The organism is Gloeocapsa sp. DLM2.Bin57 (genome assembly GCA_007693955.1).
GTDB lineage: Bacteria > Cyanobacteriota > Cyanobacteriia > Cyanobacteriales > Gloeocapsaceae > Gloeocapsa.
Genome location: RECR01000051.1, coordinates 1 through 25,533, shown reverse-complemented (window position 1 = coordinate 25,533; position 25,533 = coordinate 1). Strand labels below are relative to the sequence as shown.

Annotated in this window: 22 protein-coding genes, 1 tRNA gene and 1 pseudogene; 15 read left to right on the top strand and 9 right to left on the bottom strand. The window is 37.0% G+C overall.

From position 1 onward, the window contains the following. Positions 1-13: 13 nt before the first annotated feature. Both treY and EA365_04635 read left to right on the top strand, forming a co-directional pair. Complete coding sequence (gene treY / locus EA365_04640) at positions 14-2,788, top strand: malto-oligosyltrehalose synthase (protein TVQ46811.1); 2,775 nt, start codon at positions 14-16, stop codon at positions 2,786-2,788. Beyond that, positions 2,789-4,312: an alpha,alpha-trehalase gene (locus tag EA365_04635; protein ID TVQ46810.1), complete on the top strand. Its 1,524-nt coding sequence runs from the start codon at positions 2,789-2,791 to the stop codon at positions 4,310-4,312. On the opposite strand, the gene EA365_04630 is transcribed toward EA365_04635, so the two are convergent. Then, positions 4,303-7,857, bottom strand: a complete 3,555-nt coding sequence (locus EA365_04630; protein ID TVQ46809.1) for an NACHT domain-containing protein — start codon at positions 7,855-7,857, stop codon at positions 4,303-4,305. The genes EA365_04635 and EA365_04630 overlap by 10 nt on opposite strands. A 316-nt stretch (positions 7,858-8,173) precedes the next feature. Here EA365_04630 and EA365_04625 point away from each other — a divergent pair. From EA365_04625 to EA365_04610, 4 genes and pseudogenes are all read left to right on the top strand, one after another. Then, positions 8,174-8,391 (top strand): annotated as a pseudogene (locus EA365_04625) (hypothetical protein). 135 nt (positions 8,392-8,526) lie between these two features. Then, on the top strand, positions 8,527-10,062 hold the full coding sequence (gene trpE, locus EA365_04620) for an anthranilate synthase component I (protein TVQ46808.1): 1,536 nt from the start codon (positions 8,527-8,529) through the stop codon (positions 10,060-10,062). 18 nt (positions 10,063-10,080) lie between these two features. Beyond that, on the top strand, positions 10,081-11,520 hold the full coding sequence (locus EA365_04615) for a glycosyl hydrolase family 57 (protein ID TVQ46807.1): 1,440 nt from the start codon (positions 10,081-10,083) through the stop codon (positions 11,518-11,520). Positions 11,521-11,523: 3 nt separating this feature from the next. Further along, positions 11,524-11,865 carry a DUF2499 domain-containing protein gene (locus EA365_04610; GenBank protein TVQ46806.1) on the top strand — a complete coding sequence of 114 codons (342 nt, stop codon included), beginning with the start codon at positions 11,524-11,526 and terminating at the stop codon, positions 11,863-11,865. 6 nt (positions 11,866-11,871) lie between these two features. On the opposite strand, the gene EA365_04605 is transcribed toward EA365_04610, so the two are convergent. After that, positions 11,872-12,804 (bottom strand): MoxR family ATPase, encoded by a 933-nt coding sequence (locus tag EA365_04605; GenBank protein ID TVQ46805.1) that lies wholly within the window; start codon positions 12,802-12,804, stop codon positions 11,872-11,874. A 2-nt stretch (positions 12,805-12,806) separates the two neighbouring features. Then, the gene (locus EA365_04600; GenBank protein ID TVQ46804.1) at positions 12,807-13,676 is read right to left on the bottom strand and encodes a DUF4350 domain-containing protein; all 870 of its coding nucleotides are present in this window, start codon (positions 13,674-13,676) and stop codon (positions 12,807-12,809) included. Positions 13,677-13,705: 29 nt separating this feature from the next. Here EA365_04600 and EA365_04595 point away from each other — a divergent pair, with 29 nt between their 5' ends. Continuing rightward, the gene (locus tag EA365_04595) at positions 13,706-14,650 is read left to right on the top strand and encodes an aldo/keto reductase (GenBank protein ID TVQ46803.1); all 945 of its coding nucleotides are present in this window, start codon (positions 13,706-13,708) and stop codon (positions 14,648-14,650) included. Positions 14,651-14,830: 180 nt separating this feature from the next. Here the strand turns inward: EA365_04595 and EA365_04590 are convergent, their stop codons facing one another. The 3 genes from EA365_04590 to EA365_04580 form a co-directional block, all read right to left on the bottom strand. Next, positions 14,831-16,309 carry an ABC transporter gene (locus tag EA365_04590; GenBank protein TVQ46802.1) on the bottom strand — a complete coding sequence of 493 codons (1,479 nt, stop codon included), beginning with the start codon at positions 16,307-16,309 and terminating at the stop codon, positions 14,831-14,833. A gap of 74 nt (positions 16,310-16,383) precedes the next feature. Continuing rightward, the gene (locus EA365_04585) at positions 16,384-16,884 is read right to left on the bottom strand and encodes a DUF4149 domain-containing protein (GenBank protein ID TVQ46801.1); all 501 of its coding nucleotides are present in this window, start codon (positions 16,882-16,884) and stop codon (positions 16,384-16,386) included. Between the two features lie 79 nt (positions 16,885-16,963). Continuing rightward, the gene (locus EA365_04580; GenBank protein TVQ46800.1) at positions 16,964-17,563 is read right to left on the bottom strand and encodes an orotate phosphoribosyltransferase; all 600 of its coding nucleotides are present in this window, start codon (positions 17,561-17,563) and stop codon (positions 16,964-16,966) included. A gap of 49 nt (positions 17,564-17,612) precedes the next feature. Between EA365_04580 and EA365_04575 the strand changes: the two genes are divergently transcribed. Beyond that, complete coding sequence (locus EA365_04575; GenBank protein TVQ46799.1) at positions 17,613-18,011, top strand: serine/threonine protein kinase; 399 nt, start codon at positions 17,613-17,615, stop codon at positions 18,009-18,011. A 12-nt stretch (positions 18,012-18,023) separates the two neighbouring features. Here EA365_04575 and EA365_04570 read toward each other — a convergent pair. Further along, positions 18,024-18,096, bottom strand: a tRNA-Met gene (locus tag EA365_04570). Between the two features lie 53 nt (positions 18,097-18,149). On the opposite strand from EA365_04570, the gene EA365_04565 reads away from it, so the two are divergent. From EA365_04565 to EA365_04545, 5 genes are read left to right on the top strand one after another with little or no spacing between them, the layout of a single operon-like run. After that, positions 18,150-18,413 carry a hypothetical protein gene (locus EA365_04565; GenBank protein ID TVQ46798.1) on the top strand — a complete coding sequence of 88 codons (264 nt, stop codon included), beginning with the start codon at positions 18,150-18,152 and terminating at the stop codon, positions 18,411-18,413. Beyond that, positions 18,410-19,771, top strand: coding sequence for an HlyC/CorC family transporter (locus EA365_04560; protein ID TVQ46797.1), 1,362 nt, complete (start codon positions 18,410-18,412; stop codon positions 19,769-19,771). The genes EA365_04565 and EA365_04560 overlap by 4 nt, the downstream gene beginning before the upstream one ends. A 2-nt stretch (positions 19,772-19,773) precedes the next feature. Next, positions 19,774-20,547 (top strand): ABC transporter permease, encoded by a 774-nt coding sequence (locus tag EA365_04555; GenBank protein ID TVQ46796.1) that lies wholly within the window; start codon positions 19,774-19,776, stop codon positions 20,545-20,547. A 3-nt stretch (positions 20,548-20,550) separates the two neighbouring features. Beyond that, positions 20,551-21,492 carry a hypothetical protein gene (locus EA365_04550; GenBank protein ID TVQ46795.1) on the top strand — a complete coding sequence of 314 codons (942 nt, stop codon included), beginning with the start codon at positions 20,551-20,553 and terminating at the stop codon, positions 21,490-21,492. Then, a complete protein-coding gene (locus EA365_04545; GenBank protein ID TVQ46794.1) occupies positions 21,476-22,315 on the top strand; it encodes an ABC transporter ATP-binding protein in 840 nt (279 codons plus the stop codon). Before EA365_04550 ends, EA365_04545 begins: the two co-directional genes overlap by 17 nt. Here EA365_04545 and EA365_04540 read toward each other — a convergent pair. Then, positions 22,242-23,393, bottom strand: a complete 1,152-nt coding sequence (locus EA365_04540; GenBank protein ID TVQ46793.1) for a hypothetical protein — start codon at positions 23,391-23,393, stop codon at positions 22,242-22,244. The two genes, EA365_04545 and EA365_04540, sit on opposite strands and share 74 nt — an antisense overlap. Before the next feature lie 47 nt (positions 23,394-23,440). Next, positions 23,441-23,830, bottom strand: a complete 390-nt coding sequence (locus EA365_04535) for a hypothetical protein (GenBank protein TVQ46792.1) — start codon at positions 23,828-23,830, stop codon at positions 23,441-23,443. Between the two features lie 60 nt (positions 23,831-23,890). Between EA365_04535 and EA365_04530 the strand changes: the two genes are divergently transcribed. Together EA365_04530 and EA365_04525 are read left to right on the top strand one after the other, a co-directional pair. After that, entirely contained in the window at positions 23,891-24,544 is a 654-nt protein-coding gene (locus EA365_04530; GenBank protein ID TVQ46791.1) for a DUF3318 domain-containing protein, read from the top strand. 142 nt (positions 24,545-24,686) lie between these two features. Continuing rightward, the coding region (locus tag EA365_04525) for a VPLPA-CTERM sorting domain-containing protein (GenBank protein ID TVQ46790.1) at positions 24,687-25,533 on the top strand (847 nt) is incomplete at its 3' end.

Genomic DNA, 25,533 nt, shown 5'->3' with positions numbered 1-25,533 from the left:
ATAAAAATAACTAATGCGTATTCCAACTGCTACCTATCGTCTGCAATTTAACGCTAGCTTTCAATTCCAAGATGCCCAAAATATCATACCCTACCTACAAAAATTAGGGATATCAGATATATACGCTTCTCCTATTTTTAAAGCTTGTACAGGAAGTACTCACGGTTATAACGTAGTCGATTATAATCAACTGAACCCCGAAATCGGTACTCAAGCAGAATTTGAATATCTCAATCAGATTTTACAAGAACAGGATATGGGGTGGTTACAAGACATTGTCCCCAATCATATGGCTTATCATACCGAAAATAACCTACTTATGGATGTACTAGCCTATGGTCCTAAATCAGAATACTATGAGTTTTTTGATATTCAATGGGAACACCCCTATCGTGATCTCCAGGGCAAAGTCTTAGCCCCCTTATTAGGAGATTTCTACGGTAACTGTTTAGAAAGAGGGGAACTGAAGTTAAAATATTTTGACCAAGGAATGTTTGTCAGTTATTATGACCTTAATTTTCCCTTAAGAATAGAATCATATCTAGAAGTAGTTACCTATGATTTAGAAAGATTAGCAACAAAACTAGAAGCAAAACACCCCGAATATATTAAATTTTTGGGGATCGTTTATCTCCTCAAAAATGCTAGTAATATTGAAAATCCCCAACAATATAAAACTCAGATCGCTTTTAGTAAGACTTTACTCTGGGAATTATTTGAGTCTAACTCAGTAATTAACGAGTTTATTAGTGAGAATATCGAATTATTTAATCAAAATTACGAACTTTTAGATAATTTACTCTCCTTACAATACTTTCGCCTCTCCTTTTGGAAAGTTGGCGCAGAAGAACTAAATTATCGGCGCTTTTTTACCGTAAATGAGCTTATTTGCGTTAGTATCGAGAAATTAGCAGTATTTGAACAAACTCATCAACTCATCCAACAATTAGTAGAAACTAATCAATTTACAGGTTTGCGGATTGATCACATCGATGGACTCTATAACCCCAAAGAATACCTAGAAAGACTGCGTAAGTATATAGGTCGTACATATGTAATAGTGGAGAAGATCCTCCAACACGGAGAAACCTTACCGGAAGATTGGCCAGTACAAGGAACATCAGGTTACGAATTCCTCTATTATCTCAATGGGTTATTCTGTCAAAAAGCCAACGAAAACGAATTTTTACAAATCTATCGCCACTTTACAGGACAATGGGAAAGTTACGAAAATAAAGAAATAGCCTGTAAACGCTTAATCGCCGATCGCAATTTAGCAGGAGACGTAGAAAACCTCGCTAATATGCTTAAAGAAATAGCTAGTGGATATCGTTCTACTCGTGATTTTACCCTGAGTGGGATACGTAGAGCGATCGTAGAAATCTTAGTACTATTTCCCATCTATCGTACTTATATTACCAGCGAAGGAGTAAACGAACGTTATCGTACCTATGTCATCAGAGTCATTCAAACAGCCAAACGTAATAACCCCCAACTAATTAACGAACTAAACTTTATTGAAGAGTTATTCTTATTAAGAGGGATAGAAGATCTTACCGAGACAGAAAAAGAACAGAGATTGCATTGGGTGATGAAGATGCAGCAATTCTCTGGACCTTTAATGGCAAAAGGTGTAGAAGATACCTTATTCTATATCTATAATCCTTTAGTATCTCTCAACGAGGTAGGAGGAGCGCCTCATAACTTTGGAGTAACAGTATCAGAATTTCATAGTTTTAACCAACAACAAGTTAATTATTGGCCCCATTCTCTCAATACCTCATCTACTCATGATACCAAAAGAAGTGAAGATGTCAGAGCAAGAATCAATGTTCTCTCAGAAATACCCCAAGAATGGCAAACTCAAGTCATTACTTGGCAAAAAATGAATGAACAATATAAACAAGATCTCGATAATCCCATTACCTTAGATAGCAATGACGAATATTTTCTCTATCAGAATCTAGTAGGTTCCTTACCTTTTGAACCATATAACCATCAAGAGTTGATCACGAGAATTAAAGAATACGTCATTAAAGCAGTCAGAGAAGCTAAAGTCCATACAGGTTGGTTACATCCCGACACAGAATATGAGAACAATTTCGTAACCTTTGTCGAGAAATTATTAACCGATGAACCAGATAATAAGTTTTTAGCTAGTTTACGCACTTTTGGGGAGAAAATAGCCCATTATGGTATCTTAAACTCTCTATCTCAAACTCTGTTAAAGTTAACTTGTCCTGGTGTACCCGATATCTATCAAGGTACGGAAATGTGGGATCTCAGTTTAGTAGATCCTGATAACCGTCGTCCGGTAGATTATAATCAGCGTCTCCACGAGTTAGAACAATTACAACAAGCAAAAGAAGAAGATATAGCTAATTTACTCGACAATCTGCTCGAATATAGCACAGATGGCAGAGTAAAATTATATCTGATTCATCAAACCTTAACAGCGTTAGCAGAATATCAAGAAATCTTTCAACAAGGGGATTATACACCCGTTAATGTTTCAGGAACATATTCAGACAATGTCATCGCTTTTCAAAGAAAGTCAGGAAAAACCAACGCTTTGATCGTTGTACCCAGATTTTACGCTACCTTGGTAGAACCAGGAAAAATACCTCTAGGTACAGCAGTTTGGCAAGATACTATTTTAGAATTAACTAATAACAATGTTAGCGAATGGCTAGATGTTTTAACTAAGCGATCGCTACCCCATAGCAGTAAACTGCAACTAGGAAAAATCCTAACCCAATTCCCTGTAGCCTTACTTATAAGTCGTTAGATGCTCACTCAGCCTACCATAGATATCAATTCCCAAGAAATCCTAGCAGTTAGAGAATATATCAAGCAGACATGGAAAACCCTAACTCGTACTCCAGAATACATCATCCAAGCAGCCAAAGACCCTAAAATAGAAAAATTACCAGGTGAACCCTGGATAGTCTATGTTTCAGGTCAAGAAAACCTCGATGAGATTAAATATAAAATCAAGGAAATAGTCACCCCAGAAAAATTTAGCCACATAGAAATACGTACCCTACCTCCTGAGATTGACCAAATCAGAGAACATGGGTTACTCTATCTTCCCCTAGATTATGTTGTACCAGGAGGAAGATTTAATGAAATGTACGGTTGGGATAGCTATTTTATCGTCTTGGGTTTACTCAGAGATCATGAATATACCCTAGCCCAAAATATGGCAGATCTGTTGGGTTATCAAGTCAAGCATTATGGTACTATACTCAATGGGAATCGGAGTTATATGCTCAATCGTTCCCATCCTCCCTTGTTTAGTCGTACAGTTTTACGAGTATTTGAGTCTAATTCAGATTTAGATTGGCTAAGGTCTCTATTACCAACTATCGAAGCTTATTACTTTTATTGGACTGTTCCCCCCCATCTTAACCCTACTACGGGATTATCACATTATAACGCCTTGGGTACAGGACCTGCCCCTGAAGTAGTTGACTCTGAAAAAGACGAACAGGGTTTGACTCACTATGATAGAGTCTTACGATATTATCAAGGAGTTGCTGAGGTAGAAGACTACGACCTAGACCTATACTATAATCGCGAAGAAGATACCCTCACAGACTTATTCTATCAAGGCGATCGCTCTATGCGTGAGTCAGGTTTCGATATTAGTAATCGTTTTGGTCCATTTAGCGTCGATATTATCCACTACGCCCCTGTTTGTCTCAATGTCTTACTCTACCAAATGGAAAAAGATATCGCCTTGATCCACCAAATTTTAGGACATGAAGATATCGCCGAATATTGGTTAAGTAATTCTCAACATCGTCAAAAACTTATCGACGAGTTTCTCTGGGATGAAGAAAAAGGGATGTACTTTGACTATAATTTCCGTACAGGGAGAAGACGTTGTTACGAATTTGCTACTACTTTTATGCCTCTATGGGCTAATGTAGCTTCTGATGAACAAGCTAAACGCTTGAGAGAAAATTTATGTAGATTAGAAGCTAATGGGGGTTTACTAACTAGTAACTACGTTTCTGGGAATCAATGGGATGCCCCTTTTGGTTGGGCCCCGTTACAATTATTCGCGATCGAAGGTTTACGTAACTACGGTTATCATGAAGATGCCCAACGTCTAGCTAATAAGTTTCTTAATCTAGTTAGACAAGAATTTGAGAAAACGGGAGTTATCTTAGAAAAATACGACGTTTCCCGTTGTTCTTCTGACGTCTCCGAAGCTATTTATTATGGCTACAATACTAATGAGATTGGCTTCGGTTGGACTAATGGTGTATTCTTGGAATTATTAGCTTTATTTGATTATTTATAATCAATTGCGCCTAAAGCTTTGAGGGACTCTTTTTGACTATCGGTTAATCCCTGAACCCCAGTAATATTCATACCCTCGTAAGGTCTTGGTACTCTGATAGTTCTTAAAGATTCCTTCTTATCTACATCCCAAAATTTAATTGTGCCATCATGACTCCCACTAATAATAGTTTTACCTTCAGGAGTAAATAAAGCAGCAGCAACCCCGCCAGAATGTTCTGATAAAGTTTTGATACATTCTTGAGTACTAATATCCCAAAGCTTAATAGTACCATCATTGGAACTACTGAGAATCATTTTACTGTCAGGACTAAATCTGACTGAGTAAACCCAATCTTGATGTCCAATCAGAGTCCCAACACAACTTCCTTGTCTAAGATCCCAAATTTTAATAGTATTATCTTCACCACCACTAACTAGAAAATCGCCATCAGGACTAAAACTCAGACAACGCACTTTATTGGTGTGTCCCTCTAAAGTCATGATACATTCTTCACTAACAATATCCCAAATTTTGACCCTTTGGTCATCACCCCCACTAGCTAGTATATTTTGTTGAGGACTAAAAGCAATTGCCAAAATCCAACCTTGATGTCCAGGGAAACTCCGTATATTTCCTGTTGCAACATCCCAAATCTTGATTGTTGTCTCAGGACCTCCACTAGCTAAATATAGATTATCTCGACTAAAAGCGATCGCCCAAATCCCGCCTTGATATTCTTGAGTATTATATTTTAAAGACTTAAGTAATTGATGTGTTTGGCTATCCCACAGTTTAACAGTTTGATCATCTCCAGTACTAGCAATTATTTTGCCATCTGTACTAAAAGCTACTGACCAAATCCAAGCGGTATGTCCTTTTAAAGTTGTTAAATATTCTCCCGTAGGATGATTCCACAACCTAATATTATGATCTAAATGACTACTAACAATTGTCTGACCATCAGGACTAATCGCCATTGACCAAATCCAGTTAATATATCCTTGCCAGGTTTTGAGACATTTTCTCTTGTCAATATCCCATAGCTTGAGGATCTGGTCATTATCTCCTGTTGCTGCGATTTTACCATCAGGACTAATAGCAAGGGTTCTTATTCCCGTAATATGTCCTTTTAGAGTCCCCCGACATTCTCCTGTTGCTAAATCCCAAAACTTGACAATTGCTTCAAGACAACCACTAACTAAGGTTTTACCGTCTGGGGTAATCCCTATAACTTTAATCCCTTGATTGTGTCCTGTTAAGATTCGGTAACATTTTTCTGTTTTAACAGACCATAAGCGAATCGTGGTTTCACCTCCACCACAACTAGCGATTGTTTCACCATCAGGACTCCACACAACAGACCAAACGCCGTCTTGATGTCCTGATAAGGTTTTCAGACATTTACCAGTTTTAAGATCCCAAATTTTGATGGTTTTATCATAACTTCCACTAGCAATTGTTTTACCATCCCGACTAAAAGCAACCGCTAAAACCCAACCTTGATGTCCTCGTAAAATTTGCTTACATTTTCCTGTAGAAGCATCCCAAAGTCTAATAGTTTGATCATCACTACCACTAGCTATGGTTTTACCGTCAGGACCAAAAGTCACTGTCCAAATCCATTGAGTATGATCATTTAATTTGTAAAGACATTGACCTGTTTTAAGATCCCAAACTTTAATTGTCGTGTCTAAACTACCACTGACCAATCTTTCACCATCGGGACTAAAGCTTAAAGCTACTACCCACCATTGATGTTGTTTCGGAAAAATACTAATTTGTTGTCCGTCTTCGATTCTGATTAAACGAATTGTACCATGAGAATCTCCTACTGCTAAAATATTTCCATCAGGACTAAATGTTACTGCATGAACTCCACTAAAAGTTTGTTTTAGTAATGAATCTGATAGATCACAATGAGTAAAATTGATATTATATAAGTTCTGATCCGCTAAATATGCTTGTTTGATCGTTAAATAAGAAAAATCAAAACCTCTCCAATCTACATTTAGTTGACGTAACAGGTTAAAAATATTTCCCCCTAGATATCCTGGTTTAAGAGGATAATTTTCTTGTTCATTGGCTAAAATTTCCTTGAGATAATTTATAAGTTTTATTGAACCTAAATAGTCAATTAGCATTTGTTTGATCGGTTCAAGAATCATTCTAATTTGACTATCGACTAGATATTCTTTACTTTGAACTATCACTAAAGCATGAGTATTGAAAATTTCTAGTTTTTGCTGAATAATCTCTTCTACTATTTCTTCAATTAATTTCTCTGTTAAAAATTCAATTATTACAGGTTCAATTTCCAGCTTATCACCGACGTTTTTAAGCAACAATTTATTATACAAAGAATTAATATTATTAAATAAATTATTTTTATTTTTTACTAAAACTATTTGAGACTTTAATTCTGCTAATGAGATTGGCTCTCTATTTATGGCTAACCAATATAAAATCTCTTTTTCTTCAGGTAATAGACGCTTAAAATGTTGATTTAATAAATAATTAATACTATAAAAAATAGTTTGACCTTCATGTAAAAAATATGTAATATCGCCATTAAAAACATCTAAAATATGTCTAGCTGCTAATTGTAAGGCTAGGGGATGACCGTTATATAATTTAACCAGACTTTGCCAATCTTCCTCTAACCCCTCAAAATTACCCATTTTCTGTAAAATTTTCTTGGCTTGAATATATTCTAAACCTTCTAGTTGTAGAAAACATCCTGAGAATTGTTCTAGATAAGGTAATCTTTCTCTACTAGTAACTAGTAAACAACTTTGATGAGATACTGTAGCAAATTTTTGCAATAAATAATCATAATTTTCATATCCTGATTTATAGGTTCTTGAGTAATTATCATGCTCAAGTAAGGTATCAAAATTATCTAAAATTAATAAACAACGTTCGTTTTTCAGGTATTGTAATAATAATAAGATTTGTTGTTCTATAGAAGCTGGTAAATTACTTTTTTGTTGTCCTGAAAGAAAGGTAATTAAATCATTGAGAAGATCAGTCAAGGGAGGAGCATTAAAAAGTGATCGCCAAACAATATATTTAAATCTTGATTGAATCTCTTGATTACCCTTGATTAATTTCATTGATAGTGTAGTTTTGCCAATACCACCAATTCCTAAAATTCCTACTAGTTGGCAATTATCATTAATAATCCAATTTTGCAGAGTAGTTAATTCTTTTTCTCGTCCAAAAAAAGTTAAGATATCAGGTGAGTCAGCCCAATCTTGATGAGAAGATAAACAACTAGATTCTTCTTGGTTAATAATCTCCTGGGGATCTAAATTTAAGATTCGGCAAAAAGCATTAAAATAACGAATTTTTATCCCTTTTTTGCCCGATCTAAAACTTTTCCATGGTCCAAGTGATACAGATTGTTGTATAAGCTTACCATGGATATTTTGTTGTGGCAGAAATTTACTAGCTTCTTCTAGCCACCCTTCGTCATCTAATGCCCACCCTCTCTCTTGTTGGAGTTTATGGATAGCTTCTTTAATTTTTTTCAATCCCTGAAGAGAAGGTTTGCAAGTCTCCATAGCAGTAAACAGTTAAAATGTCAAGAATAGTAGCAGTACATTTATTCTAAATGATTTTATGCTGGTTGAGGACATTTCATCAGTGGTAGAAAAGAATTAAGGATACAACCATATAAATAAAGAGTGCAATAACAGTACTTGTGCTTACCGCGTAACGCATTATTTTACCTCATGGTATTATCCTTTAAACAATTTTCTGGATTTTGGGAAAAATTTTTCCGAAATCCAGCCCCTTAAACCTGTAGTTAAAATCATGTATATTTAAACCATAAAAACTATGAGAGGGCTAAAGCAAATGTTAAAAATCGGTGAAATTATGCTTGACAAGCGCTGGATTTCTACAGATCAATTAGACTATGCTCTATCTCTATCTGAGCATACTAATCTAAGATTGGGGGAAATGCTGATTCAGTGCATACTAATCTAAGATTGGGGGAAATGCTGATTCAGTTGGGTTGGATTGGTGAAGAACAATTACAACAAGCTTTAAAAGAACAACAATGGCGTAGATCTGGTTTCTGGGTAATTTCATAATAATCCGAAAATCTGCTGCCCAATAATGCCAATATCAATGGTTTGATTTCAAATATAACGCATTATACTGCGTCCTGTTAGAGTCCAATGACCCTTAAAATAGAGAGTATAAAGAACCAAACCAAATAACTGCCGATGATTTTCCCCGATTATTCTGAATTTACTAATTTAGCGCTACAGGGTAACTTTATTCCTGTATATCAAGAATGGATCGCTGATTTAGAAACCCCAGTCTCAGCATGGTATAAAGTTTGTGCAGGTCAAAAATATAATTTTCTCCTTGAATCGGTAGAAGGAGGAGAAAACTTAGGACGCTATAGCTTATTAGGTGCAGATCCAGTCTGGGTTTTAGAAGCTAGGGGAAATACCACCACTCAGATTTATCGCGATGGAACAGAAAAAATTCATCAAGGTAACCCATTTGAAATTTTAGCTAATTGTTTAAAACCAATTCAACCAGTAAAATTACCCCAACTACCGGCAGGAATCGGGGGGTTATTCGGTTTTTGGGGTTATGAGTTAATCTCCTGGATTGAACCTAAAGTCAAAGTTTACCCCTATCAACCAGGAAATCTCCCCGATGGGATGTGGATGCAGGTAGATAATCTGTTGATTTTTGACCAAGTTAAACGTAAAATTTGGGTAGTAGCTTACGCAGATTTACGCGGGGAAAATAAAGATTTACGCTCCGCTTATGATGAAGCTTGCGATCGCGTTACTAAACTAGTTACCAAACTTAAATTAGATATACCAGTAGAAGCGCAACCCTTAGAATGGGTAGCACCAGATACCGTCGCTAAATTTTCCCATACTAACCTAGTTTATCAATCCAACACTACAGAAGAGGATTTTTGTCAAGCAGTAGTCAAAGCCCAAGAATACATACACGCAGGGGATATCTTCCAAGTCGTCATCTCTCAACGTATCTCTACAGAATACGCAGGTGAACCATTCGCTCTGTATCGTTCCCTACGCTTAATTAATCCATCACCCTATATGGCTTATTATCATTTTGGTGATTGGCAAATTATCGGATCTAGTCCAGAAGTTATGGTCAAAGCTGAACGAGTCTCTGATAAAAGTCTGCAAGCAACCCTCAGACCAATTGCAGGAACGCGCAAACGTGGTAAAATGCCAGCAGAAGACGAAGCATTAGCCCAAGAGTTATTACAAGATCCTAAAGAGATAGCCGAACATATCATGTTAGTAGATTTAGGACGCAATGATTTAGGAAGAGTCTGTCAATCAGGAAGCGTCAAAGTCGATGAATTAATGGTTATTGAACGTTACTCTCATGTTATGCACATAGTAAGTAATGTAATAGGAGAATTACAACCAGAACAGAACGCTTGGGACTTACTAAAAGCCTGTTTCCCGGCAGGAACAGTTAGCGGTGCACCCAAAATTAGAGCCATGGAAATTATCCACGAATTAGAACAGGAAAGAAGAGGAGTCTATTCAGGAGTTTACGGTTATTATGATTTTGAAGGTCAATTAAACACAGCGATCGCCATTCGCACTATGGTAGTTCGTCCTTTAACAGGGAATCAACACCTAGTTTGTGTACAAGCAGGTGCAGGAATCGTTGCCGATTCTGAACCTAGTCAAGAATACGAAGAAACACTAAATAAAGCTAGAGGATTACTTGAAGCCATCCGTTGTCTAGGTTAAATAAAATAAGAGCAAAAAATGAACTACCCCAATATTTCTGGTCAAGAAACAAAAATTAACGCCATCAGACAAGACGATCAACCTATCTTTTTACCCCAAACTAAGTTATCTCTGGAGAAAATAACAGCAACCTTCGCTTGCGCACTACATATGCACCAGCCTACAGTTCCCGCGGGTAAAGATGGTGGCTTAATCAATAATCTCCAATATATGTTTGAACATTCCCAACAAGGAGACAATCATAACGCCTCTACCTTTGCTTGGTGTTATGGAAGGATGGGGGAATTTATCCCTGAGTTAGTAGCCTCAGGTTGTCAACCAAGAATCATGCTCGACTATTCGGGTAACTTACTCTGGGGATTAGAACAAATGGGTAGAGAAGATATCCTCAATAACCTCAGAAAAATAACCTGTGAACCAGAATATCAACCCTATGTAGAATGGCTAGGGACAATGTGGAGTCACGCTGTCGCTCCCTCTACCCCCATACCAGACCTCAAATTACACATACAAGCTTGGCAACATCATTTTGCTAGTATATTCGGTTACGACGCTTTAAGACGTGTTCGCGGTTTTTCTCCACCAGAAATGCACCTACCTAACCACCCCGATACCCTCTATGAATATATCAAAGCCCTCAAAGACTGTGGTTATCGTTGGTTACTCGTACAAGAACATTCTGTAGAACATTTAGACGGTACACCCCTAGAACATCATCAGAAATATATCCCTAATCTCCTCATCGCCCGTAATTCCCAAGGAGAAACCATCACTATCACCGCTTTAATTAAAACTCAAGGATCTGACACTAAATTAGTCGGTCAGATGCAACCCTATTTTGAAGCTAAAGGACTCCCTAAACAAACTATAGCTAACTTAGATGTGCCTTCTATCGTAGCCCAAATCGCTGATGGGGAAAATGGGGGCGTTATGATGAATGAATTCCCGAGAGATTTTCTCAGAGTGTGGCGAGAAATTGGTAATAATCAAGGAGAAGTAGCAGGTATCAACGGTACAGAATACCTAGAATTACTCACCGCTAAGGGAGTTAAACCCGAAGATTATCCCCAATGTCAAGCAGTTAATCAACATAAAATTTGGCAACGAGTTAACCTTGAACAAGTGACTACCCAAGCAGTAGAAGAAGCGATCGCCGCAGTTAAAAAAGAAGATGGTAGCTTTCACATGGATGGCGCTTCCTGGACTAATGATTTAAGCTGGGTACAAGGTTATGAAAATGTCCTCGCACCGATGCAAGAACTTAGTTTTCTCTTTCACCAAAAATACGATCCCCTAGTCAGGGAAAATCCCTCTATTACACAAACACCAGCTTACCAACAAGCTTTACTCTATAACCTTCTCTCTCAAACTAGTTGTTTTCGCTATTGGGGACAAGGTGCTTGGACTGATTACGCACGTACCCTTATAAGTCAAGGTAAACAAGCTCTAGAATTATAACCTATGCACTCTTTATCTATCCCAACTTGGATTATTCATATAACCAGCGTCATCGAATGGATGAGTGCTATTTGGTTAATTTGGACTTACGCTGAAGTAACTGGTAAACATTATTGGAAGAGTCTCTCTTGGGGGATGCTTCCCGCTTTAGTTAGCGCTATGTGTGCTTGTACTTGGCATTTTTTTGATAACCTCCCCTCTTTAGAATGGCTAGTATTGATACAAGCTGCTACTACTGTAATTGGCAACTTGACTCTTTTAGCAGCAGGGTGGTGGATTTGGCGATCTCATCAACAAGAAAAGACCGTACTTCTTACACCAAGTCAGGGAAAGAATAAGGAATAGGTTTTATTATCTAGGTACAGGAACTTTGTCTAAAATAGAGTTAATGACTGTTTCTGTGTCTAAACCGTCTAGTTGTGCGATCGCTTTGAGAATTAAACGATGACGGAGAATGGGTTGGGCGATCGCTTTGAGATCGTCGGGTGTCACAAAATCTCTACCGCAAAGCCATGCTTGAGCTTTACTCGCTTCCAACCATAGCACGGCTGCTCGTGGCGAAGCTCCTAATAAAAGGTCAGGATGTTGACGGGTTTTGTGTACAATATTTAATAAGTAATCAATAATCGAATCTTGCAGGTTAACTTGTTTAACTCGTTGACGGGCTTGTATAATTTGTGAGACATCAGCGATCGCCGTCAGACTATCTAAATCAATTCTTTTAACTGATTTATTTTGATTAGCATTTAAGAGTATTTGTTTTTCTGCTTCTAGTGGTGGATAATCTACCACTAATTTAAATAAAAAGCGGTCTAATTGAGCTTCAGGGAGAGGATAAGTACCCTCAAACTCTAGGGGATTCTGAGTAGCGATTACCCAAAACAACTCACCTAAAGGTAAACTTTCTCCATCCAAGGTTACCTGTTGTTCCTCCATTGCTTCTAATAATGCGGATTGGGTTTTCGGGGGAGTACGATTGATTTCGTCAGCGAGAAGAATTTGGGTAAAAACGGGTCCTTTTTTTAAACTAAAACTACGACTATTAAAATCAAAAATATTTGTACCGAGGATATCAGCGGGTAAAATATCTGGAGTCAGTTGTATTCTGCGAAAATCAGCTTGAATCAAACGGGCGATTACTTTGACTAATAGGGTTTTACCCGTTCCTGGTACTCCTTCAATAATCACATGACCACCAGTTAGTAAAGCTATTAATAACTGTTCAATCAGAAAAGATTGTCCGAGGATAATTGTTTCAATACTTTGTTTAAATTTAGTCAACATAATTATTTATCTAAGTTTTTTTTTGAAGTAGCTTCTCTAAGATATTCTGGTTTGTTAGCTTTTTCAAGAACTTTTGCCATAGCTTGTAGATAAGTTAGAGTGTTATTAGGTTTAGGTTTAATTAGACTAACAGGTAATCCCAAAGGATGTAAACCTGTCCAAACGGCTAATAAAGATAGGATAATTAATTGTACAAATAAAGGGAATAACCAGGTAGATTGTAGATAAGTAAAGAGAGTCTTTTCTGATTGAATCACGGTAGAATCTGAATCTCGATAACCGTGAATATATTCATCAAACCAAATAGGTTTATTTCCTTCCGTGACGATTTGGGCGAGAAATTCGTAATTAGGGAGATAATTCTGATAAGCGTTAGCAGCTAAAAAAGGGGTAGTTACATAAACTACCTTACCCTTACCTATAATCCTTTCCCAAGCGATCGCCCCATAGTCATCACCTAATAATATCTTAGTTTGATCTCCTTGAGAACGTCTGCGACTATCTATCCTTACTTCCCCAACATTAGTAGGTTGTAGAGTGCTAAAACTAGCTCCTGAAGCAGGTGCAGTAAACCCTAAAATTACTAAAGTATGACCCGTACTTACCCAATCAGTAGAAACAGAATCAATAGTTTGAGGGTAAACTTGAATTAAAGTAAGAGGAGAATCAGAGGTTAAATCTTGATAAGGTTGTAAAGAACGTTTAATAGAGATATTTTCGGTTGCTAACCAATCATACCAAGCACTATAACCACTAGGACCACGATCATAACTAGATCCTGCTTGAGATTGAGACTGAGTAGGCATAATAATCAACAGTAAAATGAGAATAGAAGCGATCGTTATCCATAACCAGAGTCTTTTTTTTATCATAGTTAAATAAACTTATTCATAAAAACAACATGGAATTAATCAAATTAGGGAAAACAGATCTAGAAGTAACCATCATCGGAATAGGAACATGGGCTTGGGGAGATAAACTATTCTGGAACTATGGTAAACAATATGGAGCATCCCAAGTTCAAGAAGCATTTAACGCCTCTATCGAAGCTGGTATCACCTTTTTTGACACAGCAGAAGTTTATGGACTAGGAGAATCAGAGAAATTCTTAGGCAATTTTAGCAAGCAAACAACACAAGCAATAGATATAGCCACCAAATACGCACCCTTACCCTGGCGTTTTTCTCCTCAAGCGGTAACCGACGCTATCAACGCTAGTTTAAGCAGGCTGCAACTAGACACAGTTACACTGTACCAAATACATTGGCCATTTAACTTTATTATGAATCAAGAAACCCTACTGAATACTTTAGCCGATGCTGTACAAGCTGGTAAAATCAAAAGTGTAGGGGTAAGTAACTATTCGGCAGAGCAAATGGAACAAGCCTATAACATTCTTAGTAAGCGAGATATACCATTAGCAGTGAATCAAGTACAATACTCCCTACTTTATCGTCAGATAGAGAGTAAAGGTATTAAACAAAAAGCCGACGAATTAGGAGTAACTATTCTAGCTTATAGTCCTTTAGCCCAAGGATTACTCACAGGTAAATATACAGCAGAAAATAAACCCGATGGAGCGCGTAAATTAGACTCTCGTTTTAATAATCAAGGACTAACCAAGATTAAACCACTATTAGATGTTTTATTTAATCTAGCTGCAAAATATCAAAAAACCCCTGGACAAATAGCCTTAAATTGGTTAATTTGTCAGGGTAATGTCATACCCATTCCCGGTGCTAAAAATGCCCAACAAGCTAAAGAAAATGCAGGGGCTGCGATGTGGAGACTCAGTAGTGAAGATATTAACGAATTAGAAAGAGTTTCTCGTCAAAGCTGCTCATGATTTAGCCGTAGGATAATTTATTAATGAGATATTAGCTTTTGTCTGCGGTTTCAGTTTTAGTCAAAAACGGTCAATCATCTCTGAAGGTGAAAGACAAGAAGCCTACAGCGTAATCTTTGATTCGGTGTAGGAGTATGTCACCGATCTCGCAATCATGTCTCCACAAGCTTTTTAGCCACCCTATCGGCGACGCCACCAGGTAATAATCGCTACTAAAAAACCCGCTAAGGGGACTAAAACTAAAGCAAGCCAACCTAAAATATTAGCTTGTTCTGTTGTTAGATTCAGGCGTCTATTTTTGGGTTCTTTGGGACGAATAGAGAGGATTTCTTCTGATTCTCCTACAAGCCATTCTATCGTATTGAGAAACATATCTTCGTTGAGTTGTTGTTTAAACCAACCATTAGTAGCAAAAGTAGTGTTGCCAATGACTACTAAACGTGAGTTGTCACGACTTAAAGCTACTCCTATATCTAAAGGTCCTGGTATATCTTCTTCTGGGTCAAATTCTATCTCTTGACCATCTAATCTACTTTCTGCCCAGGTTTGTTCATTTGTAATTAGTAATGCGACTGAATCTATGTCTGGTTTGGGAGTAGTACTAATTGGTCTAGCGAGATGATAAAGAGATATTTCTTCTCCAAAAGTTTGAGTAATGGGATGATCGCCATAGTTGGTGATAATTACTGTAGCAGGACCAAAACCGATAAGAGTACCCGCACCTGAAACGTCGATAACCATTCTTTGGTCTAATTCTATCCCCCAATCGGCGAGAAGTTCTGTAAATCCTAGGTTGGTTTGGGGGTCAAGCATTAATAATAATTTACCCCCGTTGCTGAGATAGTTTTGGAGAACTTCTATTTCACCATCTAATAATCTTCTTTTGGGACTAATAATAATTATAACCCTGGTATCTTCTGGTATGCGATCAACTGTAGCTAGATTAAGGGTTTCTACTTGATATCCTTGACTGGTTAAGCTTTCTACTGCTTGGGATAATCCATCTTCTGTGGCGTTTAATTCGGTTTCTCCATGTCCTTGTAAAAAATACAGGGTGGCTGCAGGGCGATCGCGTTGAATTGCTTGTATTCCACTAGTTAATATTGCTTCTAATAAGGGTTCAACTTCGCTGATGGTTTGAATTAAGAGTCTTTTATCCTGATATTCTAGATAAACTTCTCCTTGGTTTTGAATCTCAAACTCTCTAGCTAGTTCAATTTGAATTTCTGGATCGACGAATTCAAAGCTAAATTGCTCATTATGGCGCTGATAGTTTCTTAATAATGCTAAATCTCTAGGATTGACTTGAGTTTGAAATACCCACACTTTTACGGGTTGATTTAGATTTCTGAGGATTGTTTGAGATTGGGAAGAAAGGGTAAATACCTGATTTTCGGTGAAATCAATTCTTACTTCGTTACTTACTATTAAATAGTTTAGTAAACCTAAAATGATTATAAAAGCTAGACTAGCGAGAATTCCGTTACTGGTTATAGCCATTGTTGGTGAAGATAACCCCATTAATGCTATGGTGACTATCAATCCTAAAGCTAATAAACTCACAGGAATAGGTAACCATTGTTGGGAAATAAGACCTATAATTAATCCAACAATAGCTATTAATATTCCTAGGAGATATAAATATTTATTATATTTCATCAGTTTTTAATCAAGATAAAATAAGAGCCATAACCATACTAGTTACAGCTCTTTTAATTTTAATGGTTGATTGGTTAATTGGTTCTGTGTTCTTCTTGGTAACAATGGCGGAGAATAAAAAGACAACAAAATAACTTAACTACATCTAAAATCCAATAACTTTGATGTAAGTACATCATTGGTGCTGACATGATCGATTCGGTTTCAAAAAAGTTAAGGGATAGACCTAAACCACTCATTTGTGGTGTTAGTAAATAGGTATCAATCAGAGTAATTAATAACAGAGCGATCGCTAAAAATATGGAGCGATAATTATACTGGTGAATTAAGTGGTGATAACTCAATACTCCTGTCAGGATAATTGCTGCACAGACGATCTCTAAATGATTAAAGACTCCAAAAAGTACATAACCCGCACTAGCAAAACTAGTATCACTCATCATGCCTACTGATGATAAGGTAGGTATAATCACTAAGTCTAAAACAGTGATTGCACTCAACCAAAATGCAATAGTAATCATCACTACTGCTGACCAATTAATAACATTATAATTCCGCTGAGAAATAGTACCCATAAACCACCTCGGTTTCTGTTCTTAATTTCTAGCTTAACTGATTTCTTGCCCAGATAATCTCAAAAAATGTAAAGAAATCTTACGGTTTGTTATTAGCTCTAGTTTGTAAATCGCTAATAGAAAAAACCCAGCGGAAATCTAAACCTTGGCTTTGATAGAATTCTGCTCCACCCTGTTGACGATCCACTAGGGCAATAATTTCTGTAACTGTATATCCTACATTGCGCAGACGTTCCACCGCTTGCATCGCCGAAGCCCCTGTAGTAACTACGTCCTCTAAAACCACTACTTGGGCGTTAGCTGCTAATTTTGGACCTTCTATATAAGCTTGTGTTCCGTGTCCTTTTGCTTGTTTACGAATAATTAAACCTGGTATCGGTCGATTTTCTAAAGCAGAAACTAGACTAACTGAGGTTACGAGTGGATCAGCTCCTAGGGTTAATCCTGCTACCGCTGCAGTATCTTCAGCTAGCATAGAGAAGAGTAAACGACCAATCACTAAAGCACCTTCTGCTCTGAGACTGACTTCTTTACCGTTAATATAGTAGGAGCTAGATTTTCCCGAAGATAGTACAAAATCTCCCTCGGTATAGGCGTATTCGCACAATAATTCTAGAAGAATTTCGCGCAATTGGGTAGGTGATGCTTGCGCTATAAACAGACAATTTTTGGTTTCCATGAGATATATTTCAGTTAAAATTAGGTCAAGACAATTTTTGGAGTGAATGATGAATAAGAAACGATCCACCGCCTTATTATCAGTAATAGCCCTGTTAAGTCTAGGTACTTTGACTCTGACTGCTCAAGCTGAACCAGTAGTAGTAGAAGATTTCGTGACTACTGCGCAACCAGAAACGATTCCCGATCTGTTTTTGCGTGCTTTTACCCAAAATAGTGGTAATTTTTTTACTAGTGTTTCCTACGAAGGCCAGTTTAACTTGATTTTTGGGTTTAACGAGTTTCCCGAGAATCAAATTACTAGAGACGCAGAACTTACCAGTATTTTTAGTCAAGATTTAATGAGACAACAGGCTAATCAAGTACCTTTGAGAACTAGAGATTTAGCTAATCCTTATCAAAGTTCTCTACTGCAACAACCTTCCTATTATACCCCATTTACTCCTTAAAGGGTTAATCAATCCAGGGTGCAGGAGTTGAACCTGCCTTGCACGAATTATGAGTTCGTTGCCTCAACCGCTCGGCCAACCCTGGAAGGTGGTCTATATTTTTAGACTTTTGTTATTATAGCACAAATTTAATAATAGATGAAAATAAAATTTAAATCAAGTTTAATTTTACTGTTGAGTTGGTTAGCTTTAATCTTGGGTGCAGGTACTATTAGTGCTTGGGTAGCCATGGGATTAGCTACTAAATCTCTAGCTACGGTAAATACGGATATTATGGAGCGTCAATCTTCAGGTCAAGTAGCAGATGGTAATCATCCAAAAATCATGTCTGAAGGAGAGATTTTACGGAAAGTTAATCATTATCTTAATATACAGCAGGAAATTTTAAGCCAAGAGCAATGAATACACCTGATGCAGTCTTGAGATTGCTTTCGGTTTTCTTACTGATAGCAATCAATGCTTTTTTTGTTACTGCTGAGTTTTCGATAGTTTCGGTAAGGCGATCGCGGATTACTCAATTAGTGGAAGCCGGTGATCTTCAAGCTCAAACGGTTCAATCTCTACAGAGAAGTATTGATAAATTATTGTCAACTACACAATTAGGTATAACTCTCTCTAGTCTAGCGTTGGGATGGATTGGAGAAGGCACAATGGGATTATTGGTCAAAAGTGCGATTGAAAATTTACCCCTATCAGCAATAGTCAAAGAAACTCTAGCCCATTCTTTCGCGATTCCCGTTGCTTTTCTACTGATGGCTTATCTACAAATAGTCTTAGGGGAATTATGCCCTAAATCTGTAGCGCTAATCAACGCAGAAAAAATAGCTCGTATCTTGGGAGCACCTAGTTTGGCGATCGCTCGTTTATTTAACCCCCTGATTTGGATTTTAAATCAATCTACTCGTTGTTTACTACGTTTAGCAGGTATTGAATATACGGGTCAAATTTGGCATAATCAAGTTACCCCTGAAGAATTAAGATTAATCATTAATACCGTTAGAGAATCTACAGGTTTACAAGTAGCAGAAAGAGAATTATTAGATAATGTCATCGCTTTTGGAGAGTTACAGGCGAACGATATTATGATTCCCCGCACAGAATTAAAAGCTATTGCTTCTACCGCTACTTGGGAAACTCTACTCCAGGAAGTAGCTAACTCTGGACATTCTCATTATCCTGTTAAGGGAGATTCTCTCGACGATATCCAAGGAATTATCGATATTAAAGATTTCGCTTCATCCTTAGTAGAAAGTCAACTTACTCTAGAAACTCCCATAGAAGCTTGGGTTAAACCAGTTCGCTTTGTTAGTGAATCTATCTCACTAAGTGAATTATTAAAGCTGATGCAGCGTTCTAATCTAAAAATGGTAATGTTAGTAGATGAATTTGGGGGAACATCTGGATTAGTTACCCTAACTGATTTAATCGCTGAAATCATCGGCGATCATCATGAGAATAACCCAAATGAAGAATCAGAAGTTCAAACCATCGATGAACATACTTTTTTAGTAAAAGCACAAATGAATCTAGAAGATCTTAACGAGTTTTTGGCTTTAGATTTTCCTCTCACCGATGAATATCAAACTCTAGGAGGTTTTATCCTTTATCATTGGCAAAAAATTCCTGTAAAAGGAGAAACTCTGCACTATGATAATTTAGAGTTAACTATAGAAGACTCCTCAGGACCACGTTTACATCTTATTCGTATTGAGCGTCAGTCTTCTGTGACTCAACATCTGGATATAGTTGAACATCAATAAATATGACCCTATTAATTAACATCATGGCTATTTTTCGTAAAGAGTTACATAGCTATTTTGCTTCTCCTTTAGCTTATACTGTTGCTGGAATTTTTTGGTTAATTTCTGGTTATTTTTTTATCGTACTATTATTTGACCAAGGTAGTATCATTCAAGAAGTAGCTAGACGAGAACAAATGGGAGAAATTTTACCTCCAATTGATGTAGCTTATATCTTTTTACGAGACTTTTTTAGTTTAATGGGTACAATCGTTTTATTTATTTTGCCACTTCTTTCTATGGGGTTATACACCGAAGAAAAAAAATTAGGAACTCTCGAACTTTTGATTACTTCTCCTCTTAGTCATTTAGCTATAGCTGTGGGTAAGTTTTTAGGTGTCTTAACTTTTTTTATAACTTTATTAATACCTCTGGTTATCTATCAAATCATTATTTTTAGTGCTGCTAATCCTCCTGTAACCCCAATCGTACCTCTTTTAGCTCATTTAGCTTTAATTTTATTAGCTAGTGCGGTTTTGTCTCTAGGAATGTTTATCTCTTCTTTAACTGAATCTAATTTAATCGCTGCTTTATTAACTTTTGCCGTAGTTTTATTTCTCTGGGTTATAGATTTGATCGCTGATAATCTTCAGGGTTTTTGGGTAGAAATTATTGGTCATCTTTCTTTGTTAGAACATTATGATAATTTGATTCAGGGTATTTTTAGTACTAGTAGTGTTTTTTTATTGCTTAGTTATGTTATTTTAGGCATATTTTTAACCACACAATTTAAGTAACTAATGTATATTCTAGTTAAGGGTTCGTCGGGATTAGGTAATCGAATTTTAGCTCTGAGTACAGCTTTATGGTATTCTCGTATCAGTGGCAGAAAACTGATTGTAGATTGGTGTGATGGTACTTATAGTGGGGATAACATCAATGCTTTCTTTGCTTATTTTGATTGTCCTTCCGCTTTAAATATAGATAGTTTACCCGATACTCAGTCTATTTATCCCCAGATTTGGCGAAATTGTCTTGATCAATCTTTTGGAGGATTAAGAGAAAAATTGGCTTTAAATGATACAGCTATGTCTGTAGATTTATCAAGGTTAGATTATCCTGAAGAGGTCATTGTTTTTTGTGCTTATACTCATAAAACTGCTGCTTTAAGAAATATATTTACGGGAGATTATACTTATTTAGCTAAATTACCAACTCAAAAAATTATTAGTTCTATTCTCCAAGAAGAATTATCATTAAAAGATGAGATTAAACAGCGAGTAGCTGAATTTAAAGCTAAATATTGGACAGAATCAACCCTAGGAGTACATATCCGTTATACCGATCTAAAAATTGATTTAGCTAAAGTTTATCGACAAGTAGAAAAATTTAGCAATCACCAGATTTTTTTAGCCACAGATTCACAACAAATCAGGGAAGATTTCCAGAGAAGGTTTCCTAAAGTAGTGACAACTAATAAATGGTTTCCTACTTCAAATACAAGATTACATCAAAATTGGTCAGAATGTCCTAATCGTTTAGAAAATGGTCAAGAAGCATTAATCGATTTATATTTATTAGCAGAATGCGATCGTCTAATTTTTTCCTCTCTTTCTTCTTTTGGTTTAGTAGCTTCTCTGTTAAGTCAGCAACCAAAAACGAAATTATTTGATATTGAAAAACCCTCTCTACCATCCAGAATAATCCAAAATTTTAAGGGTTTATATGTTGATAGAATTTGACCAAGTTAGTTATAGTTATCCCTGTAGTCATTATCCTGCTTTATTGAACCTTAATTTAGGAATAAAACAGCATCAACGTTGTGTAATCATTGGACGTAATGGTTGTGGGAAAAGTACTCTTTTTTGTCTAGCTAATGGTTTATATCGTCCTAATCGGGGTATAATTCGTTTTTTGGGTAAACCTTTGAATTATCAACAAATAGCTTTACAAAAATTGCGTCAAAAGGTTGGGTTAGTTTTCCAAAATCCTGAACAACAATTAGTAGCGCCAACAGTAGCAGCTGATATATCCTATGGTTTATGTAATCTAGAATTACCAGAGACAGAAATTGCTAGTCGTGTCCAACAAACTTTAGCAGAATTTAGTTTAGAAGATTTAGCTTATACACCGATTCATTATTTAAGTTTAGGACAAAAAAAACGAGTATCCTTAGCTAATGTAATGATACTCGAACCTGAATTATTATTATTAGATGAACCCACAGCTTATCTAGATTCAGCCCAAATTCGTAATTTATTATTACTGTTAAGGAAAATTGAACAAAAAGGAACAACTATAGTAATAGCTACCCATGATCTTAACTTGGCTTATGTTTGGGCTGATTGGATTATAGTTATGGATCAAGGAAGCGTTATTTTAGAAGGAACACCCCAAGCAGTATTTAATAACCATCAGGTTTTAGAGAATATCGGTTTAGGAGTTCCTCTGGTGATAAATTTATTAGAAACTATTAAGCAATTTATTGACTCTAATGGGGGGATTTCCCAGCACGATTTAACACTTTTGACAGAAACCCTTTACCGAGAAGCCAAATCTGTCTAGAGGCGATCGCTCCTAAAAAGCCTATAATAATATTAGGTTCGGGTGTTTTAGTAATTTCGCGATCAATCCACTCTGTGTGTGCAGAAATACGAGTCTCATAGATAAATTCTCCAAAAGAAGAATCAAGAGCAAAATTAACATCAGGAGTTACCAGAGATCCGCTTTCATCTACAGCAAAGATGGTCTCACGAAAAGAAGTTACACCCGCAATTTGACCATTAATAAAAGAAGGACTCCCAGAGTCTCCTCTAGCTGCTGCTACTTCTAATTCACCTAAACCAAGATTATTAATATCAAAAAAGAAACCAAAGGCGTCATTTTCTGGTAGTCCATTATCAAAATCATAACCCAAAATTGTGGTAGTAGCTCCACCAAAAAGAGCACTTCTTAATGATCCATCAGCATCATAAAGATTTTGTCCAGTACGTTTAGTACCTACGGGGAGGACTTCTCCTTGATTTCCAGTACCTGATCTACCGTAACCTACTTTTGTCCCTATTTGACCAATTTCGTTTGATTGATTATAGAGATCATAGCGATTGATTTCTGGTGAAGCAATCTCTTCCAGGGTGAGAATAGCTAAATCATTACCGTTGACGAGATTACCGTCCCAACCTGGAGCGATCGCGATATTATCTATAGGGATATTATAACTAACTGTACCCGATACTAAATCAAAGCGTGCCTCTACATCTGTAACGCTAATTACCCCTAAGTTATTGGTAAGACAATGAGCTGCGGTTAGTAAATGTCTCCCGCTGTATAGTAAACTAGCACCACAGCGATCTTGAAATTGGTTATTAGTTGTAAAAAAGATATTCCCGACACCATCAAAACCTTGTCCAGGATTAACTAAATAAATTGGCTCAAAAGGGTCTCCAGCGGTAGTGTAGAGTCTCTCTACTCTAGAGATTAACCTTACCCAGGAATCATCCATCTCAGGTGGTAACTCAGATTCTATACTAATAATCGTGTCATCTGAGACATTGTTTAAAATTTCTTGAGACTTAGCTTGAGGTGTATAGAGCAAAACAGCGCTAAAACACAGTAAAAAAGGAGTAAAATTAGGTTTAGCCATTAGTATTTATACTTAGCAGGTAAATGAAGTTGGCTATTATCTTAACATCAAGATTGAATTGGTAAAAGATTTTGTAGATATTCCTCCCATTGTTGAGCTAAAGATAGCTCAGTAAAAGGTATTTTAATTATGTTAGCATTATCTTGAAACTTAAACTCAAGACTAGCACCACCTTTAGGTAGATTAGCAATTAAAGTAATTGCACTAACTTTAGTTAAAGGGAAGGTTTGTATATCTTTAGGGCTTGATCTTGTGGGTTTTCCCCAGGTTAACTCACCATTTTTAATTCCTAAAACCGCATAAATATCATATTTACTGCGCTCAAATTCCTCAGCCCAGAGTCGATAAGCTTCAACTTTTTGATATTCGTTCCAACCTGCCCAAGCTAGCCAACTAAATAATAAAAGTAGGGGTAACCAGAATAAACCACGTTCCATAATTATAGTTATGATAGAAATTATAAAGTACTTGTGATTAGTGTAACCTAGGCTTTAATTATGACATCTTATGCAACAGCTTCCGCCCGAGCCGAAATGAGCGAATTACGTCGCTTGAAAACACTATTACCCCCAGAATTGCAAAGTTGGGTAATGGTAGAAGCGAGTACCGATGTTAATCCTCCTTTAATTCGCTGCGAAGAAATCGGTAAGGACGAAGTAGAAATACAAGTAGATTTAAGCAAATGGGAAAATTTAGCCATAGACCAACGTAATTTACTATTTTGGCACGAAGTAGCCCGTATTCAAAATGATACCATCCCTAGAGAGGGTTGGGAAATGGCAGCCCTGGCTATTGGTTTAGGAGGTGCAGTTGGAGAACTTTGGGTACAGGATGGTTTATTATTATTACTGGCTCTATCTCTCTGTGGTATTTCAGGTTATCGACTTTGGCAAAAAAATAATGGGGAAAAACAAATCAGAGAGGTGATCGAAGCTGACGAAAAGGCGATCGCCTTAGCTACTCGTTTTGGTTATTCTCTGCGCAATGCTTATAAAAGTCTTGGTAGCGCTTTAAAAACTTTGATTGAACAAACCCCCAATCGTCGTCAACGCAAAATCTATGATGAGCGTTTACAAGCGCTGCGACGTAGTGCTAATAAAGCTAAAGCGCAAATGGAGTCTCAAGGAGAAACTATCCGCGAAATTAACTAAAAAATGGGCGCAAAGCGCCCTTTTAAATTATTGGTCGTAAATTTACTGATTAAGCATTGGTATTTTAAAGATTTGGTAAAGATGATTGATCTCAACAGTATTTTATGTTAGAAAGTTAGTGAGATTGACATTATTTTTATCAATGAATAATAAATTATCAAAAATATCGTCTTTAGTATTAATCAGCTCCTCTGTGCTGCTGTTTGATGCTTATTACAATCCTAATCAAGCAGAAGCTGCAGCACTTAGGCCTGGCTTTACTGGTAATACTTTACCTAGAAATGATGACTTATCTACAGGTTTAGTAAATATTGGTTTTACTGCTAATTTCTTTGGAGTTAGTCGTACCCAAGTTTACGTTAATAATAATGGTAACGTTACTTTTGACCAAGCCTTAAGTACATATACTCCTTTTGATTTAAATTCCACCAGCAGACAAATTATTGCTCCTTTTTTCGCTGACGTAGATACCCGTAACCCTGCTTCTTCTGAGGTTACCTATGGTCAAGGTAGTGTGGATGGACGCAATGCTTTTGGTGTTAACTGGAATGGAGCTGGGGTTGGTTTCTTTAATAACAGAGCTAATCCCCTCAACAAATTTCAGCTGGTGATGATCGATAGATCTGATGTTGGTGCTGGAGATTTTGACTTTGAGTTTAACTACGACCAAATTCTCTGGGAATCAGGAGAAGCTAGCGGTAGTAATGAAAGAGGTCTAGGTGGTAGTTCCGCTAGAGTTGGTTATGCTAATGGTACTGGTGCTCCTGGCACTTTCTTTGAGTTACCAGGCTCTGCGGTTAACGGTGCTTTCCTCGATAACGGTCCTGCGGATACTCGTTTGATTGGGAATAGTCGTAATAGCGATTTAGATGGTCGTTACGTCTTTGAAGTACGTAATGGGCAAGTTCAGCCACCTGCTCCCGAACCCGAGCCTGAGCCACCTGCTCCCGGCACAGGTCAGAACACCAGTCCGATAGGCAACTCGAATG